This is a genomic window from Cupriavidus sp. UBA2010 (assembly GCF_002335265.1).
In the GTDB taxonomy this organism is placed as follows: domain Bacteria; phylum Pseudomonadota; class Gammaproteobacteria; order Burkholderiales; family Burkholderiaceae; genus Cupriavidus; species Cupriavidus metallidurans.
On the sequence record NZ_DDCI01000020.1, the window covers coordinates 273,243 to 289,902 of the forward strand.

Genomic DNA, 16,660 nt, shown 5'->3' on the forward strand with positions numbered 1-16,660 from the left:
GCACAACGACAGGTACAACAACGACTCCAGGAGACAGCCGTGCGTGTGTTCAGCGCTTCCCTAGCAACCGAGACCAATACTTTCGCGCCGATGCCGACCGGGCTCGCATCGTTCCGCGACCGTGGTTACTTCCCGGCCGGCCAGCATCCGGACCAGATGACCTTCTTCTCCGGGCCGCTGTGGGCCGCGCGCCTGCGCGGCAAGGAGCGCGGCTGGACGTTGCTGGAAGGCATGGTTGCCGGCGCTCAGCCCAGCGGCACCACCACGCGGCACGCCTATGAAACGCTGCGCGAGGAACTGCTGGCCGATCTGCGCGCGGCGCTGCCGGTGGACATGGTGCTGCTCGGCCTGCACGGCGCCATGGTCGCCGACGGCTACGACGACTGCGAAGGCGACCTGCTGCAACGGGTGCGCGCCATTGTCGGCCCCGATGTGGTGATCGGCGCGGAACTCGATCCGCACTGCCACCTGTCGCCCGCCATGACCACGCATGCCGATCTTCTGATCGCCTTCAAGGAGTACCCGCACACCGATGTGCTCGAACGCGCGATCGAACTGGTCGACCTGTGCGCGGCCAAGGCGGCGGGCAAGATCCGTCCGGTCCCGGCGGTGGTCGACTGCGGCATGATCGTCACGGTGCATACGTCGCGCCAGCCTGCGCGTGGCTTCGTCGACCGCATCCAGGCACTGGAAGGCCACAACGGCGTGCTGTCGATCTCGATCGCGCACGGATTCTCCTGGGGCGACGTGCCCGAGATGGGCACCAGGGTGCTCGTCTACACGGACGGCGACGCCACCGCGGCCCAGACGCTCGCACGCCGTCTGGCCGATGAACTGATCGACATGCGCGAGGCGCTCGACGTGCCCTACCCCGGCATCGACGCCGCACTGGACGAGGCACTGGCCTTTGACGGTGGCCCGGTGGTGCTGGCGGATGGCGCGGACAATCCGGGCGGTGGCGCGGCGGGCGACTCCACCTTCATCCTGCGCCGCATGATCGAACGCGGCATAGGCAATGCGGCCATCGGCCCAATGTGGGACCCGATCGCGGCACGCATCGCGTTCGAGGCCGGCGTGGGCGCGCGCCTGCCGCTACGCATCGGCGGCAAGATCAGCCCGCTCTCCGGCGAGCCGCTGGATCTGGATTGCACGGTCAAGGCGCTGATGCCCGACATGGTGATGACCGGCCTGGCCAACGCTCCCATGCAGATGGGCGACAGCGCGCTCGTGGAGGCCAACGGCATCGACATCGTTCTGATCACGCTGCGCAACCAGGCCATGGGAACCGATCTCTTTACCCAGCTTGGCTGCGACCTCGCCGCAAAAAAGATCATCGTGGTCAAGTCGTCGCAACACTTCTACGCGTCCTTCGCGAAGATCGCGCGCCACGTGATCTATGCCGGAGCGCCGGGCGCGGTGACGCTGGACCTGCGCACCCTGCCCTACCGCAAAGTTCACCGCCCGAAGTGGCCGCTCGATCCCGCCTGATTCACGGGACGCTGAGACTCCAATACCAAGACACCTGACAAGCATCAGGACAAAGCAAGACAAGGAGGAGACAAGACATGCAACACCGACCGCTCGCCACGCTCGTCATTGGCGCCCTGTTGCTGGCCTGCACCAGCCTGCCGGCGCAGGCACAGGCACAGGCCCCCGCCAGGACGCTGAAGATCGTGCCGCACGCCGACCTGAAGATCCTCGACCCGACCTTCACCACGGCCTACATCACGCGCAACTTCGGCTATATGGTCTACGACACGCTGTTCGCGCAGGACGCGACCGGCAAGCCGCAGCCGCAGATGGTGGAGAAGTACACCAGCAGCAAGGACGGCAAGCAGTGGAGCTTTACGCTGCGTCCCGGCCTGAAGTTCTCCGATGGCAACGCCGTGACCGCCGCGGACGCCGTGGCATCGTTGCAGCGCTGGGGCGCGCGCGACAGCCTGGGACGCTCGATGGGCGAGGCCGGCGCCGAGTGGAAGGTCGTCGACGCGCGCACCTTCACGCTGACGCTGCAGCAGCCCTTTGGGCTGGTGCTGGAAGCGCTGGCCAAGCCCTCCGGCTTTCCGCCGGTGATCCTGCCCGAACGCCTGGCCAAGCAACCGGCCACCGCCCCGCTGACCGAAGTGGTGGGTTCCGGCCCCTATCTGTTCAAGCGTGACGAATGGGTACCGGGCAACAAGGCCGTGTTCGTGCGCAATCCCAACTACACGGGCCGCCGCGAAGCACCAAGCGGTCTGGCTGGCAACAAGACCAGCCACTTCGATCGCATCGAATGGCTGTACCTCCCCGACGCCAACAGCGCCGTCGCCGCCCTCAAGCGCGGCGAGGTGGACCTGATCGAGCAGCTGCCGCCGGACTACATCACGCCGCTGCGTGCCGATAACAGCCTCAAGGTCGGCTCTGGCGGCACCTACCAGGGAATGCTGGTGATGAACCAGTTGCACCCGCCCTTCAACAATCCGAAGGTACGCCAGGCCCTGCTGCAGGCAGTCAGCCAGGAGCGCTTCACCGCGGCCATGGGTTTCCCGCTGGACATGCGCATGAACTACTGCGCCACGTTCTTCATTTGCGGCAGCCCCAACGACACGGCCGCCGGCGCCGAACCCTTCCGCAAGCCGGATGTCGCCAAGGCCAAGCAGATGCTGGCGGTCTCGGGCTACAAGGGCGAAAAAGTAGTGTTGCTGGTGCCCACCGACATCACCGCGCTGAACGCCGAGGCGCTGATGGCCGCGCAGACCATGCGCAGCATCGGCATCAACGTCGACATGCAGAACATGGACTGGGCCTCGATCGGCGCGCGACGTGCCAAGCGTGACGCGCCGGATGCCGGTGGCTGGAACATGTACGTGACCGTGGCCGGCGAGTTCGACGTCAACACCCCGGTCACCAACGCCTACCTCAGCGCTGCCTGCGGCAACAGCCTGCCCGGCTGGCCGTGCGACAAGCCGCTGGACGAGTTGCGCAGCGCATGGGTGCGCGAGATGGTGCCGGCCAAGCGGCGCGATCTGCTCGATGCCTTCCAGAAGCGCGCCTATGAAACGGTGCCGTACGTGAACGCCGGGCAGTACTCGTCCGCGTTCGCCGCGCGGGCCAATCTGAAGGGCCTGGACAAGCTGTGGGGCGGCGTGCCCACGGTCTGGGCGCTTGATCGCTGAGCGAGTCTGCCATGGGTTACCTGATCCGCCGCCTGCTGGCCACGCTGCCGGTGATGGCCGTGGTGGCCATCGTGGTCTTCCTGCTGATTCACCTGTCGCCGGGCGACCCGGCGGCACTGATCGCAGGCGACCTTGCCACCGTCGAGGACATCGCGCGCCTGCGTGCCACCCTGGGCCTCGACCAGCCGCTGTGGCAACAGTTCGGGCTCTGGGCCGGCCGGCTCGCCAGCGGAGACCTGGGCACCTCCATCTTCACGCAGATGCCGGTGACCGAGCTGCTGGCCCAGCGGCTGGAGCCGACGCTGTCGATCGCCGCGCTGACCATGCTGCTGACGCTGCTGGTATCGGTGCCGCTGGGCACGCTGGCGGCCTATCGCGCGGGCAGCTGGGTCGACCGGCTGGTGATGCTGTTCGCCGTGTTGGCGTTCTCGCTCCCGGTATTTCTGGTGGGCTACCTGCTGGTCTATGCGTTCGCAATCCAGTTGCCGTGGTTTCCGGTGCAGGGCTATGCCCGGCTGGCCGATGGCGCCGGGGGCTGGCTGCGTAGCCTGGTGCTGCCGTGCGTCAACCTGGCGCTGGTGTACATCGCCCTGATCACCCGCATGACGCGCGCCACGGTGCTGGAAGTGCTGCACGAAGACTACATCCGCACCGCCCGCGCCAAGGGGCTCGGTGTGCTGCCGGTGCTCGGCCATGCGCTACGCAACGCGGCCATTCCGATTGCGACCACGGTCGGCACCGGCATCGCGCTGCTGATCGGTGGCGTGGTGGTGACCGAAACCGTGTTCGCGATTCCCGGCGTTGGCCGGTTGGTAGTGGATTCGGTGCAACGCCACGACTACCCGGTCATCCAAAGCGTGCTGCTGCTCTCGGCAGGTGCCTACGTGCTGATCAACCTGATGATCGACCTCAGCTACCGGCTGTTCGATCCCCGCATCAAATACTGAGCCGCCATGACCGCTACCCTGCCCTCGAGCCAGGACGCCGCCGCACGGCCGGCGGACGACGACGCGCCGTTCGTGCTGCCGCGCTGGTACTGGGCGCGCAAGCATCCCACCCTCCTCATTGGCGCCGTGCTCCTGCTGGCCGTCGCCGCGCTGGCGATCGCCGCGCCGTGGATCTCGCCGTTCGACCCGCAGGACATCGACCCGCTGGCACGGATGCAGCCACCTTCCGCCGAACACTGGTTCGGCACCGATGCGCTGGGCCGCGACGTGTTCAGCCGCGCAGTCTGGGGCGGCCGCGTGTCGATGATCGTCGCCCTCTCGGTCGGCCTGCTATCCACCGTGCTGGGCGTCGCCATCGGCTTGACCGCTGGCTTCGTGCGCTGGACCGATGGCTTTCTCATGCGCGTAATGGACGGGCTGATGGCCATCCCGGGCATCCTGCTGGCGATCGCGCTGATGGCACTGACCCAGGCCAGCCTGGGCGCGGTGATCGTCGCCATCACCATCCCCGAGGTGCCTCGCGTGGTGCGGCTGGTTCGCTCGATGGCGCTGACCCTGCGCGAGCAACTCTATGTCGAAGCCGCGCACGCGGTCGGCACGCGGCTGCCGGTGATCCTGCTGCGCCACGTGCTGCCCAATATGGTCGCGCCGCTGATCGTGCAGGCCACCTTCGTCGCGGCGGCGGCCGTGCTGACCGAGGCGGCGCTGTCCTTCCTTGGGGTGGGCGTGCCGGCGCAGACGCCAAGCTGGGGCAACATCATGGCCGAGGGTCGCAACTTCGTTGCCGTGGCTTTCCACATCCTGCTGTATCCCGGCCTGCTGCTTGCCGCCACCGTGCTTGCTATCAACCTGCTCGGCGATGGCCTGCGCGATGCGCTCGATCCGCGCCTGGCGCGTCAACTCTGAGATGGGAGCTGCCATGACGTCCACCCGCAAGGCGCTCCCCGCCGGCACCCCACTGCTGGAAGTGCAGGACCTGCACGTGCGCTTCGACACCCTGACCGGCCCCGCGCGATCGGTGAACGGTGTCTCCTACACGGTACGCGCCGGCCAGACACTGGGTGTGGTCGGTGAATCCGGCTGCGGCAAGAGCGTGACCGCGCTCTCCATCATGCGGCTGCTGTCCACGCCACCCGCGCACGTGACAGGTGCCGTCCTGCTCGACGGGACCGATCTGCTCACGCTTGGCGAGCGGGAGATGCGCCGCATCCGTGGCAACCGCATCTCCATGATCTTCCAGGAGCCGATGACCTCGCTCAATCCGGTCTTGACCATCGGCCGCCAGATCGCGGAAACCGTGCGCCTGCACCAGGGGGCGAGCCATGCCGAAGCGCTTGCGCGCGCGACCGACATGTTGCGCCTCGTGCAGATCCCGGAGCCCGAGCGGCGCGCGAACGAGTATCCGCATCAGCTCTCTGGCGGCATGCGCCAGCGCGTGATGATCGCGCTCGCGCTGGCCTGCAATCCCGAGGTGCTGATCGCCGACGAGCCCACCACGGCGCTGGATGTGACCATCCAGGCGCAGATCCTCGACCTGATCCGACGGCTGCAGCGGGAGCTGGGCACCGGCGTGGTGATGATCACGCACGACCTCGGCGTGGTGGCGGAGAGCTGTCATCGCGTGGTGGTGATGTACGCCGGGCGCAAGGTCGAAGAAGCGAACGTGGCCGATTTGTTCGACCGTCCGCTGCATCCCTACACACGCGCCCTGATGGCGTCCATGCCGTCGATGAACACCGGCAGCCGCCGCCTGACCGAGATCCCCGGGCTGGTGCCGTCGCCCCAGCAGCCGCAGCGCGGCTGCGCCTTCGCGCCCCGCTGTGCCCAGGCGCAGGCTCGCTGCCACACGGAAATGCCCCGGCTTTCGGCACAGGGCGCCGACCACTTCGTGGCCTGCTTCGCCGTCGAGGCAAGTCAACCCGATCGCGTCGCGCCTGCCGACAGTACCCCGGAGACCCTTGCATGAACCCCTCTCAGGAACCCATCGTGGCGACTGCGCAGGCCGCGCCGCTGCTGCAGGTGGACGGGCTGCGCAAGCACTACACTGCGCCGCGCCGCTGGCCCTCGCCACCGCCCCGGCCGATCCAGGCGGTTGATAACGTCTCCTTCACGGTCGCTCGCGGCGAAACACTGTCTCTGGTGGGCGAATCCGGCTGCGGCAAGACCACCACCGCAAAGTCCGTGCTGCGTCTGGTAGAGCCCACCGCAGGCTCGGTCAGGCTGGACGGCGAGGAACTGCTGACCCTGTCGCCTGCGGAGATGCGCCGCCGCCGGCGCGAACTACAGATCATCTTCCAGGACCCGTACGCTTCGCTGAGCCCCCGTCTGACTGCGGGAGAAATCGTCGCGGAGCCACTGCGCAACTTTGGGATGCGCTCCCGCGCGGAGCGCGAGGCGCGCGTGCAATGGCTGTTCGGCAAGGTCGGCCTGCGCCCCGAGGCCGCCGCGAAGTATCCGCATGAGTTCTCGGGCGGGCAACGCCAGCGGCTCGGCATTGCCCGCGCACTGGCCATGCAGCCCAAGCTGATCGTGTGCGACGAGCCGGTCTCCGCGCTCGACGTATCGGTGCAGGCCCAGGTCGTCAACCTGCTGATGGACCTGCAGCAGGAGTTCGGCATCGCCTATCTCTTTGTTGCCCATGATCTGGCCGTGGTGCGCCATATCAGCCACCGCGTGGCCGTGATGTACCTGGGTCGCATCGTCGAACTGGCCGATCGCGATGCGCTGTTCTCGACGCCGCGCCACCCCTATACCGAGATTCTGCTGTCGGCCGTGCCGGTGCCAAACCCGCGCGCACCGGCACGGCGAATTCTGCTGCAAGGCGATCCGCCCAGCCCGGCCAACCCACCCTCTGGCTGCCACTTTCATACGCGTTGCCCGCTTGCGCAGCCCATTTGCCGCGAGCAGGCACCGGCGCTGACGGCCCGCCCGTCGGACGCGCCGGGCGGCCACCAGGTCGCCTGTCACTTCCGTTGAAGGACACACCCATTTCATCTCAGGAGACCCGTAGCATGGCTGAGCAGGCTTCGAACCATCATGATCTGCTGATCCGGGGCGGCACCGTGATCGACGGTAGCAAGGCACCGCGATTCGCTGCCGACATTGCCGTGCGCGATGGCCGCATCGCCGCTATCGGCGACCTTGCCGGTCACACTGCCGAGCGCACGCTGGACGCCACTGGCCGCATCGTCGCCCCAGGCTTCATCGACTCGCATACCCACGACGACCAGGCGGTGCTGTCGCAGGCGGCAATGCCGTTCAAGATCTCCCAGGGAGTGACCACGGTGGTGGCCGGCAACTGCGGCATCAGCGCTGCACCGCTACGCGCCGACATGGACCTGCCGATGCCGCTGGGCCTGATCGATGCACCGCCTGAAGGCCGCTTCACAACCTTCGCCGCCTATCTGGACGCCCTGCGCGCCACCCCCAGCTCGGTGAACGTGGCAGCGATGGTGGGTCACTCCACGCTGCGCGCGGTCACCATGTCCGCGCTGGATCGCCCCGCGAACGACGACGAGATCGCAGCCATGCAGGCGCTGGTCGAGGAAGCGATGCAGGCGGGTGCCATCGGGCTGTCGACTGGTACCTTTTACCCGCCGGCGATCAAGGCCACCACCGAGGAGATCATCGAAGTCTGCCGCCCGCTGAGCGCGCGCAAGGCGCTCTATGTCACGCACATGCGCAACGAGTCCGATCAGGTCATGGAAGCGCTCGAGGAGACCTTCCAGATCGGCCGCGCGCTGGACGTACCCGTGGTGGTGTCGCACCACAAGGTGCAGAACACGCCAAACTTCGGCCGCAGCCGCGTCACCCTGCCCTTTATCCAGGAGACGATGCAGCACCAGTGCGTGTCGCTCGACTGCTATCCCTACACCGCCGGCTCCACCATGATCCGCACCGAACCCGCCATGCTCGAGGGTCGCGTGCGCATCGCCTCCAGCGTGCCGCACCCGGAATGCACGGGCCGCGACCTGGATGACATCGCCCGCGAATGGGGCGTCGCCAAGCAGGAAGCCGCACGGCGGCTTCAGCCCGGCACGGCCATCTACTTCCTGATGGACGAAGCCGACGTGCAACGCATCCTGGCTTTCGACGAAACGATGATCGGGTCGGACGGCATCCCGGTCGGCGAGAATCCGCACCCGCGCCTGTGGGGCACTTTCCCGCGTGTGCTGGGGCATTACTGCCGCGAGGTCGGCCTGTTCCCGCTGGAAACCGCGGTCTGGAAGATGACCGGCCTGACCGCGCGCAACTTCGGCCTGCACGGGCGCGGCACGCTGGCGGTCGGCAATCATGCCGACATCGTGGTCTTCGACGCCGGCACCATCCGCGACGCCGCCGGCTACGACACGCCCACGCGCCCGGCCGAGGGCATCGACACCGTTATCGTCAACGGCGCCATCACCTGGCACGGCGGGCAGCATACCGGCGCCAGAAACGGCCAGGTCATCAGGCGTCGTCACGCCGCCTGATGACCTGGCGGGAAGCACCGAGGCCGAGTGCCATGAGCCCCGGCCTCGGATGCTTCCGCGTAGCGGCTAGAAGCGGTGGCGCACCCCCACGGCCACGCCGATCATGTTGTCCGCTCCGGCACCCAGGTAGTAAGCATTGGCAAAACTGATCGCCGACGTGTCGAAGTTCAACCCCGAGTTATTCGAGTAGGCGGTGGTCAGGTAGACGTCGGTACGCTTGGAGAAGGCGTAGTCGGCGATGAAGGTGACCTGCCACGGGTTCTTCACGTTGAAGCCCGCTACGTTCCTGATATCGTCGTAGTAGTAGGCCAGTGTCAGGCCAAGCGCGGCAGTCGCCTGGTAGTTCGCGCCGATCCAGTAGTAGTTGTCGCGCAACAGCGTCGCGTCGGTGGTCCCCTTGTTCAATCCCCAGCGGTATCCACCCATCACCTTGACCGGCCCGGTCTCATAGCTGGCCGCTAGCGCGACTTTTCGGAATGCGCCGGTTGCCCCCGTTGCCGCGGACAGCGTGGGGTTGTATTGGTCGTAGACCACCGTCGCCCCGAACGGTCCGCCGGAATAGCTCAACGAGGCACCGTATCCGGTATCGCGGCGGAACTGGCCCGCGACCTCGCCGGCACCGGCAACACCGTTGCCGAACGACCAGTAGCCACCTGCGGTGACGCCCCCGAACTTGCCGACATACTTGATGACGTTGTCCGAGCGGTAGTTCAGGCCGAGCTGCATGGCAATCGGCTCGTACTGCACGCCGTAGCGGGTAGGCGAGAAGTCGGCCAGCGCGCTGAAGATCGTGGTGTACTGACGGCCCAGCGTGATGGCACCAACGCTGTCGCTCTGCAAGCCCACATACGCCTGACGGCCAAAGATCCGGCCACCCTGCTGCAACTTGCCGTCGTCGCTGCCAAAGCCGTTTTCCAGCACGAACAGCGCCTTCATCCCGCGGCCGAGATCTTCGGTCCCGCGAATCCCCCAACGCGAGCCAGACAAACCGCCGGGCGTCATGCCTATTTTGCTGTGCGCAGGGCCCGGAAAGCCGGGTTGGGTCGGCGCGATGGAGGAATAGTGGCTGACGTACTCGATGTTTGCATCGACGACGCCATATAGCGTGATCGAACTCTGCGCCAGTACGGGCGCGGATGCAGCACTGAGTACAGCAAATACGGTTCCCTGTTTCATGTTTGATGTCTCCTTGTTGGTCTTGGGTGTTACGGGCACTGCACGAAAAAAAAAGGCAAAGCACAGCCAACGCCCCAGGGCGGAAATCCCTGGGGACGGCGTGGTGAAAAAAAGGCAAATGCCGGACTGACCGGGGTCGCGCTGCTACCAGCGCGCCGGCATCATGACCTTCGCAATATGGGGGCGTGAAGAGGAACCTGGAGCTGTGCCTTCAGCTCGGAGGTTGACATTGGCATGGCATCCGGAGATGCCTTTCTAGATTCCAGTGCAGGTACGGGTGCCTGCTGACAATTACTCCGGTTCGATACCTGCTGCCTTGATGGTTTTGGCCCACTTCGCGGTTTCGCTGCGGACAAACGCCGCCAGCTCTTCCGGCGTCGAAGACAGCGGCTGCCCGCCCGTCTTGCCGAAGTGCTCCGCCGCCGCGCTGCTGCCCATGGCCTGCTGGATAAAGCTGCTCATCTGGTCGACGACGGGCGTGGGTGTGCCGGCGGGGAAGAATGCCGCCACCCACGCCGTTAATTCATAGCCCGGCAATCCGCTCTCGTCCATCGTGGGCACGTCCTTGAACAACGGATGCCGCTGTGCGGTAGTCACCGCGATCGCGCGCAGCTTGCCGGCCTGGATCAGCGGCCGCGCCGGCGAGATGTCGGAGATCATGAAGTCGATCTGATGGCCCATCAGGTCGGTCAGCGCCTGGGGCACCCCCTTGTAGGGGACATGCAGCGCTGGCGCTCCGCTCATGATCTTGTAGAGCTCGCTGGCGATACGGGTGGAGGAACTGCCGCTCCCGAACGTCAGCTTCCCCTGCCGTTGCCGGGCCAGCGCCGTCAGATCCGCCACGGTGCGCACCGGGCTGTCGGACGGCACCACCAGTACCAGGCCACTCTTGGCGATCAGCGAAACCGGAGCAAAATCCTTGATGGGATCGTAGGGCAGCTTCTTGAACAACGAGGCATTGGCCGCGTGCGTGGTGTTGGTGGTGATCAGCATGGTGTAGCCGTCGCCCTGCGCGGTGGCAACGGCCTTTGCCGCGATGAATCCGTTCGCGCCGGGGCGGTTCTCGACCACCACGGACTGGCTCGTCTGCATCGTGATGCTTTGGGCCACATAGCGTGCGCTTTCGTCGGTGCCGCTTCCCGCCGGGAACGGCACGACTACGCGTATCGGCTTGTCCGGATACCCCTTGGTCACGGCCGCCGAAGCCATCTCTGGCGCCGTTGCCGATACCGCCAGGGCGGGGAGCAGCCCGAGAAAGCGCCGCCGGTTGATCTGCTGTTCCATTGTGTCTCCTTATATTTTTATCTCTGGTGATCCGTCGGAGCGTCGCGCGTCAGGTCACGGCGTCATGTGCACGAATGACGATGAATGCCGAGGGAGCACCACCGGCCGCGATGCGTAGAACATGGCTCTCCGGCACGAAGACCCAATCACCCGCTATCGCGCGGAACGGGTGATCGCCGACCTGGCCGTCCAGCCTGCCGCTGCGCACGAACAGCACCTGTTCCGCGTCCTGTAACGCGTGGGGGGCCACATAACCGTCGGCGGCAAGTTGCACCATGTAGATATCGAGGAACCGGGCGCCCACCGTCTGATGCGAGATGGCCGGGCTGACCCGCGCGCCCACATAGAAGTCCAAGTCAATCGGCGGCGCATCGGTCGGCACGTCACGTACGTCGCCGGCACCGTCCTGGAGGCGCGGATCGTCGATGCCGTCCGCCACCACGGCGGCATTCGGGTTCTCGCTGTAGGGTGGCGCGTAGACCACCATGACTTGCACCGGCTCTTCGCTCACGACTTCGAAGCGGTGAAACATGCCGACCGCGTTGAAGCTCCAGTCGCCCGCCCTCAGCGTGCGACGGTGGCCCGGCAGCTCGCCCACGCCCTCGCCGGCCAGCAGGTAACTGGCCTGTTCGAGGTTCGGGTGTGCATGAGGCAATGCGCCATGGCCACGCGTGATGGTGCCAAGCAGCACCTCTACCCGCCGGGCGCCTACCGTTTCCTTGCCGATGATGCGCTGATTGGCGGTACCGGTATGGTTCGCCGGCGAGTAGGTCGCCACGTCCGCTGCACGCAAAACAAATGGGGATGCCATCGTCTGTCTCCTTGTCACGTTGCGATGCAGGACTAGCGACGCGCTTCAGGAATCGTCAAGTCCGGATAGTGTTCGCTCAGTGTCGCCGGGAGCGCGACATCCAGCACGAAGCGATCACCGCGATACCAGAAGAAGCCGGCCATCAGGACATTGCCGTCGACATCGAGAATCGACCGGGCCATCTTCGCGACCGGCGCGCCAAAGATGTAGCCGAGATCGCGCACCAGCACATAGTCCGCGGGCTCGACCGTCAGCGTCATGTACGTGGCACCCATCCGGTCGCCCACGACCTGACGCAGCAGCTGGACAAGCTTGTGCCGTTTCTCGCCACCGCGCGGAAACCGGGCATATACGGAAGTCGCCACGTACATCTCGATGGCGCAGAACGGTGCACCGTCCTGGATATGGAGCTTGCGCACCATCGCATAGGTGTCGTGTGCCTTGCCGAATCTCGACAGCGCTGTCGGCAGGCTGACGCCGTCCCGCTTCTCGAGAATGCGGATCTCGAGATCGGCGGCGCCAACCGCATCATCGTTGATGGCGGCACGCAGACGCTCGTCGAATCCGGATGGCGCCTTGATGACGTGAGTGCCGCGCCCGCGCTGGCTGCTGATCAGCCCCTCTTCGGCCAGCAACGCGAAGGCCTGCCTCACCGTGACCTTGGCGATCCCGTGGGACTGCGCCATCGCGTCCACCGTCGGTAGCTGGTGACCAATCGGGTACTCGCCCGAGACGATCTTGTGCCGAATGACGCTGGCGAGCTGCCGATAACGGGTTACGCCATCGGTGCCGTCTTCGCCCAGCACGCTGTTGTCATTGGCAGACGTGTTAGCCGTGACCGGGCTCATTGCAGTAGCCCTCGCGGCACGCGTACAGGCATGGTCAACAGAATCTGGGCCATGCCCTTGCCCAGGGGGTCGTTGCGCAGAGATGCCATGCCGCCTCCGTCCAGTGCTGACTCACACACGAAGTTCATTGCGTCGAAGCCTGGAAGGTCGTAGCGCGTCACTGGCCCTTCCACGAGATGCGCCAGCCAGTCCGCCACGCGTGCCGGCGTGACCTCCGCACGCAACAGCGGCAGATACTCGGGCCTGCGTGCGATAAGACCGATGTTCGAGATGTCGCCTTTGTCGCCGCTGCGCCCGTAGGCGAGGCGGATCAGGGGTACTTCGATCGTGTCGTGAGGTCCCGCCATCGGGGCAACGACGTCGATGTCGGGGGCTGGCGCGGTGACGGTTGCATCCGCGCTGTCGCCCAAGGGAATCGACACGGCGCTACGCACCCCGTCCATCACGACGACTGGCGCCAGCGCTGCCTTGTCCAGCAGGAAGGCGTACTGCCGGATCGATGGCGATGGGCTGGCACGCCCGCCTCCGCCAGAGCCCGTGGTGCCGGGTGACCAACTCGTTCCCGCGGCGGCGATCTCCCGGGCGAACAGTTCCAGTGGGGCCTTATCCCGGTGAGTGACGGCAATCCGCATGACGACTTCGCGCGTGTGGCGCGTCGCCGCACGCGGCCCGAAGCAGGATTCCGCGCCGAGCACCTCGATGCGGGTGCGGATATAGTCGCCCCAGCCGTTCTCCTCGAAGATCCGACGCGTGCGCGCGAGGATGGCTTCCCCGGTGCGCTCCGCCTTGGCCACCGCATCGACACCAATGATCGAAAGCTGGGCATTGCAGCGAAAGCCGTCGATGTAGGTAGCGCTGACCTTGTAGGCACCACCGGGTGCGCGTCCACGCGCCCCGCTGACCTCGACCAGATTCTGACCGATCTGCCGCAGTTCGACGCGCGTGAAGTCACACGTGACGTCAGGCAGCAGATAAAACGCGGGATCGCCGATCTCGTAAAGGACCTGCTCGCCGACGGTGGCGGTGCTCACCAGGCCGCCTGTGGCAGAAGGCTTGCCGACCACGAAACTGCCGTCGTCGCGACATTCCACCACGGGATAGCCCATGTTCGGCCAGTCCGGCACGCTTTCCCAATCGGTATGCAGCCCTCCGGTAGCCTGGCACCCACACTCGATGATGTGGCCAGCCAGACTGCCCTGCGCCAGCCGGTCATAGTCATCCGGCTGCCAGCCGAACTCATGCATCAGCACACCCAGGGTGACCGCACTGTCGACACAGCGCCCGGTAATGACGATCTGGGCGCCATGATCCAGTGCCTGGCGAATCGGCAACGCGCCCAGATAGGCATTGGCGCTGACGACCTTCTCCGGCAGGGGGCGACCCTTCTGCATGTCGCGCACGCCCGCGTCGCTCAATTGCGGCAGCAGCGGCATCACGTCGTCGCCTTCGACCACGGCAATGCGGAGCGTGAGACCCTGTTCCGCCGCCAGCGTGGCGATGGCCTCGGCGCACCCGTGTGGATTCATCCCACCCGCGTTGCTGATGACACGAATGCCACGCTCTGCGATCTCCCCGATCAGGCTCTTTATGGTCACCGTCACGAAATCCGTGGCATAGCCAAGCTCCGGCTTGCGCAGCCGGGCGGAAGCCAGGATCGACATGGTCAGTTCGGCCAGGTAATCGAACACCAGATAATCAATGTTCCCGTGGCGCACCAGTTGCGGCGCGCCTACGCTGCTGTCACCCCAGAAGCCGGATGCGCCGCCGATGCGGATCGTTTTTCCTGTCATGCGTGTGCTCCTATTTGCCGGTCCAGCCGGGCCGGCGTTTCTCACGGAAGGCAAGCTGCCCCTCGCGGGCATCTTCGGTCATGGCCAGCAGGCCGATCTGGCTTTCCGTAAACGCCATCGATTGCGCGAAAGGCATGTCTTCGACGTGCTTGAGGGTGTAAAGGCCGCGACGGATGGCCGTCGGCGACTTGTCGAGCAAGCGCCCCAGCAACCAGTCAATCCTGCCGTCCAGATCGTCATCGACATAGTTGACCAGCCCTGCCGCGAGCGCGTCGGCGGCCGTAATCGGTTCACCGCACAGGCACATCTCGTTGAGCAGCCGGCGCGGCACCAGCGACTGCAGCACGCTCAGCACCTGTGCCGGAAACAGGCCAACCTTGACCTCGGGGAGACCGAAGATCGCACTTCCGCGGGCCACGGCCATGTCGCACATCGCCATCAGCCCCATTCCACCGGCCATGCAGGCGCCGTTGACACGGGCGATCAGCGGAATCGTGGATTGCCGAGCCACACGGAGGAGGTCCGCCAGCCCGAGGTAGGGATCCGAGTAGTCGAACGCGAAGGACTTGCCACTCTGCAAATCCGCGCCGGCGCAAAAGGCCTGTTCGCCCACACCGGTAATGACGATGGCCCGAATCGCGCCGTCACGATTGGCGCCGACGATGGCCTCGCGAAGGCCCTGCACGACTGCTGGGCTCATGGCGTTGCGTCGTTCGGGTCGGTTGATGGTCAACGTGAGAACGGCTCCCCGGACTTCGCTCCTGAGTTCTTCAGTCATTGTCTGCTTCCTTTTCGATCGATGCCATTCTGGTGGCCTGCCTGGAGGCACCCGATGCCATGAGCGCGTCAATCGCCGCATCGTCGTAGCCGGCTTCGCGCAAGACTTCGCGGCTGTGCTCTCCCAGGGCCGGCGCATGGCGGCGCCCCGCCGGAGGCGTTCCGTGCCACTCGCTCGGCACCGCCATCTCGCGGATACGGCCAACCACCGGATGATCCGATTCCGTGAAAAAGCCGATATCGTCCAGATGCGGATCATCGAGCAGCGACTCGAAGGTATGCATCGGAAAGACCGGTATGTCGGCCTCTTTCAGCAAGGTGCGCCATTCGTCTGTCGTGCGCCGGATCATCTCGTCGCTGACCATGCCGTAGAGCTCGGTGATATACGCGGTGCGGGTAGTGATGTTCGCGAAGCGCGGGTCCGTGTCATACAGCTCCGGCTTGCCGATAACTTTGAGGAAGGTGCGCCAATGATGATCGTGGTAGATCAGGCAGCAGACATAGCCATCCTTGGTCCTGTATGGCCGCCGCTCGGGTGACAGCAGACGCGGATAACCAAAGTCTCCCTTTGCGGGAACGAACGTCTCCCCATACAGATGGTCGCCCATGACATAGGGGACCATGGTCTCGAACATGGGGACATCGACACGCTGCCCCTTTCCGGTACGCGCCTGCGAATAGAGCGCCGCGCAAATCACGCCGAAGGCATAGAGGCCCACCGAACGGTCGGCAATGGTGATTGGCAGGTAGCGCGGGATATCGCCGGAGCCGAGCGATACGGCCAGCGGCAGGCCGGTGGCCGCCTGGATCAGATCGTCGAATGCGGCCTGTGGCGCGTAGCGTCCGCGCTGCGAGAAGCCGAACATGCCCACATAGACGATGCGAGGATTGATTGCCGCGATCGACTCGTAGTCCAGCCCAAGCCGCTGCATCGCCTGTGGGCGCACGTTGTAGGCCAGGACATCGGCATCCTTGACCAATCGCAGCAGCGCGTCCTTGCCCGCGTCGGTCTTCAGATCCAGCACGAGGCTGCGCTTGTTGCGGTTGAGACCAAGGAACAGCGGCCCCAGTTTCTCGTCGCCGCAGGGGCCGATGCGGCGTGTGCTGTCGCCCTCTGGCGACTCCACCTTGATCACGTCGGCGCCCAGGTCGGCCAGCATCTGGGTGGCTGACGGCCCCATGAATACGGACGTGATGTCCACCACTTTCACGCCGGCCAATGGGCCGGTTGTCTCCTGTTTCTTCATATTTTTGTCCGCAGTTTGGCTACGTCGACCCATTGGCGAAGCCTCCCATGGGTCAGCGTCAATTAGTTCTATGAATAGAACTATAGATGAAACTCCATTGCGGATAAAAGTCCGCGTTTACCCCAGCTGCGGCTTGACGACTCGACGGCCCTG

The 16,660-nt window shown here is 65.5% G+C and carries 14 protein-coding genes; 7 read left to right on the forward strand and 7 right to left on the reverse strand.

Features of this window, described 5'->3' with window-relative positions; all coding sequences use genetic code 11:
• Nucleotides 1–39: 39 nt before the first annotated feature.
• The 7 genes from B2246_RS15835 (at nucleotide 40) to B2246_RS15865 (ending at nucleotide 8,574) form a co-directional block, all read left to right on the forward strand.
• Nucleotides 40–1,488 carry a M81 family metallopeptidase gene (locus B2246_RS15835; RefSeq protein ID WP_008642565.1) on the forward strand — a complete coding sequence of 483 codons (1,449 nt, stop codon included), beginning with the start codon at nucleotides 40–42 and terminating at the stop codon, nucleotides 1,486–1,488.
• A gap of 77 nt (nucleotides 1,489–1,565) precedes the next feature.
• The gene (locus tag B2246_RS15840) at nucleotides 1,566–3,155 is read left to right on the forward strand and encodes an ABC transporter substrate-binding protein (protein WP_286881910.1); all 1,590 of its coding nucleotides are present in this window, start codon (nucleotides 1,566–1,568) and stop codon (nucleotides 3,153–3,155) included.
• Between the two features lie 11 nt (nucleotides 3,156–3,166).
• The gene (locus B2246_RS15845; protein WP_017513830.1) at nucleotides 3,167–4,102 is read left to right on the forward strand and encodes an ABC transporter permease; all 936 of its coding nucleotides are present in this window, start codon (nucleotides 3,167–3,169) and stop codon (nucleotides 4,100–4,102) included.
• Between the two features lie 6 nt (nucleotides 4,103–4,108).
• Nucleotides 4,109–5,008, forward strand: coding sequence for an ABC transporter permease (locus B2246_RS15850; RefSeq protein WP_286881909.1), 900 nt, complete (start codon nucleotides 4,109–4,111; stop codon nucleotides 5,006–5,008).
• A gap of 13 nt (nucleotides 5,009–5,021) precedes the next feature.
• Nucleotides 5,022–6,068 (forward strand): ABC transporter ATP-binding protein, encoded by a 1,047-nt coding sequence (locus B2246_RS15855; protein WP_286881908.1) that lies wholly within the window; start codon nucleotides 5,022–5,024, stop codon nucleotides 6,066–6,068.
• Nucleotides 6,065–7,078 carry an ABC transporter ATP-binding protein gene (locus tag B2246_RS15860; protein ID WP_286881907.1) on the forward strand — a complete coding sequence of 338 codons (1,014 nt, stop codon included), beginning with the start codon at nucleotides 6,065–6,067 and terminating at the stop codon, nucleotides 7,076–7,078. Before B2246_RS15855 ends, B2246_RS15860 begins: the two co-directional genes overlap by 4 nt.
• Before the next feature lie 35 nt (nucleotides 7,079–7,113).
• On the forward strand, nucleotides 7,114–8,574 hold the full coding sequence (locus B2246_RS15865) for an N-acyl-D-amino-acid deacylase family protein (RefSeq protein WP_286881906.1): 1,461 nt from the start codon (nucleotides 7,114–7,116) through the stop codon (nucleotides 8,572–8,574).
• Between the two features lie 66 nt (nucleotides 8,575–8,640).
• On the opposite strand, the gene B2246_RS15870 is transcribed toward B2246_RS15865, so the two are convergent.
• From B2246_RS15870 to B2246_RS15900, 7 genes are all read right to left on the reverse strand, one after another.
• Entirely contained in the window at nucleotides 8,641–9,750 is a 1,110-nt protein-coding gene (locus B2246_RS15870) for a porin (RefSeq protein WP_286881905.1), read from the reverse strand.
• A 291-nt stretch (nucleotides 9,751–10,041) separates the two neighbouring features.
• Nucleotides 10,042–11,034, reverse strand: coding sequence for a Bug family tripartite tricarboxylate transporter substrate binding protein (locus tag B2246_RS15875; protein ID WP_186426168.1), 993 nt, complete (start codon nucleotides 11,032–11,034; stop codon nucleotides 10,042–10,044).
• A 49-nt stretch (nucleotides 11,035–11,083) separates the two neighbouring features.
• The gene (locus B2246_RS15880) at nucleotides 11,084–11,845 is read right to left on the reverse strand and encodes a cupin domain-containing protein (RefSeq protein WP_035883944.1); all 762 of its coding nucleotides are present in this window, start codon (nucleotides 11,843–11,845) and stop codon (nucleotides 11,084–11,086) included.
• 32 nt (nucleotides 11,846–11,877) lie between these two features.
• Nucleotides 11,878–12,693, reverse strand: coding sequence for a GntR family transcriptional regulator (locus tag B2246_RS15885; RefSeq protein ID WP_008642541.1), 816 nt, complete (start codon nucleotides 12,691–12,693; stop codon nucleotides 11,878–11,880).
• On the reverse strand, nucleotides 12,690–14,483 hold the full coding sequence (locus tag B2246_RS15890) for an acyclic terpene utilization AtuA family protein (protein ID WP_286881904.1): 1,794 nt from the start codon (nucleotides 14,481–14,483) through the stop codon (nucleotides 12,690–12,692). The genes B2246_RS15885 and B2246_RS15890 overlap by 4 nt, the downstream gene beginning before the upstream one ends.
• Before the next feature lie 10 nt (nucleotides 14,484–14,493).
• Nucleotides 14,494–15,261 (reverse strand): enoyl-CoA hydratase/isomerase family protein, encoded by a 768-nt coding sequence (locus B2246_RS15895; RefSeq protein ID WP_186426170.1) that lies wholly within the window; start codon nucleotides 15,259–15,261, stop codon nucleotides 14,494–14,496.
• Complete coding sequence (locus B2246_RS15900) at nucleotides 15,254–16,507, reverse strand: CaiB/BaiF CoA transferase family protein (protein ID WP_286881903.1); 1,254 nt, start codon at nucleotides 16,505–16,507, stop codon at nucleotides 15,254–15,256. Before B2246_RS15900 ends, B2246_RS15895 begins: the two co-directional genes overlap by 8 nt.
• Nucleotides 16,508–16,660: the final 153 nt, after the last annotated feature.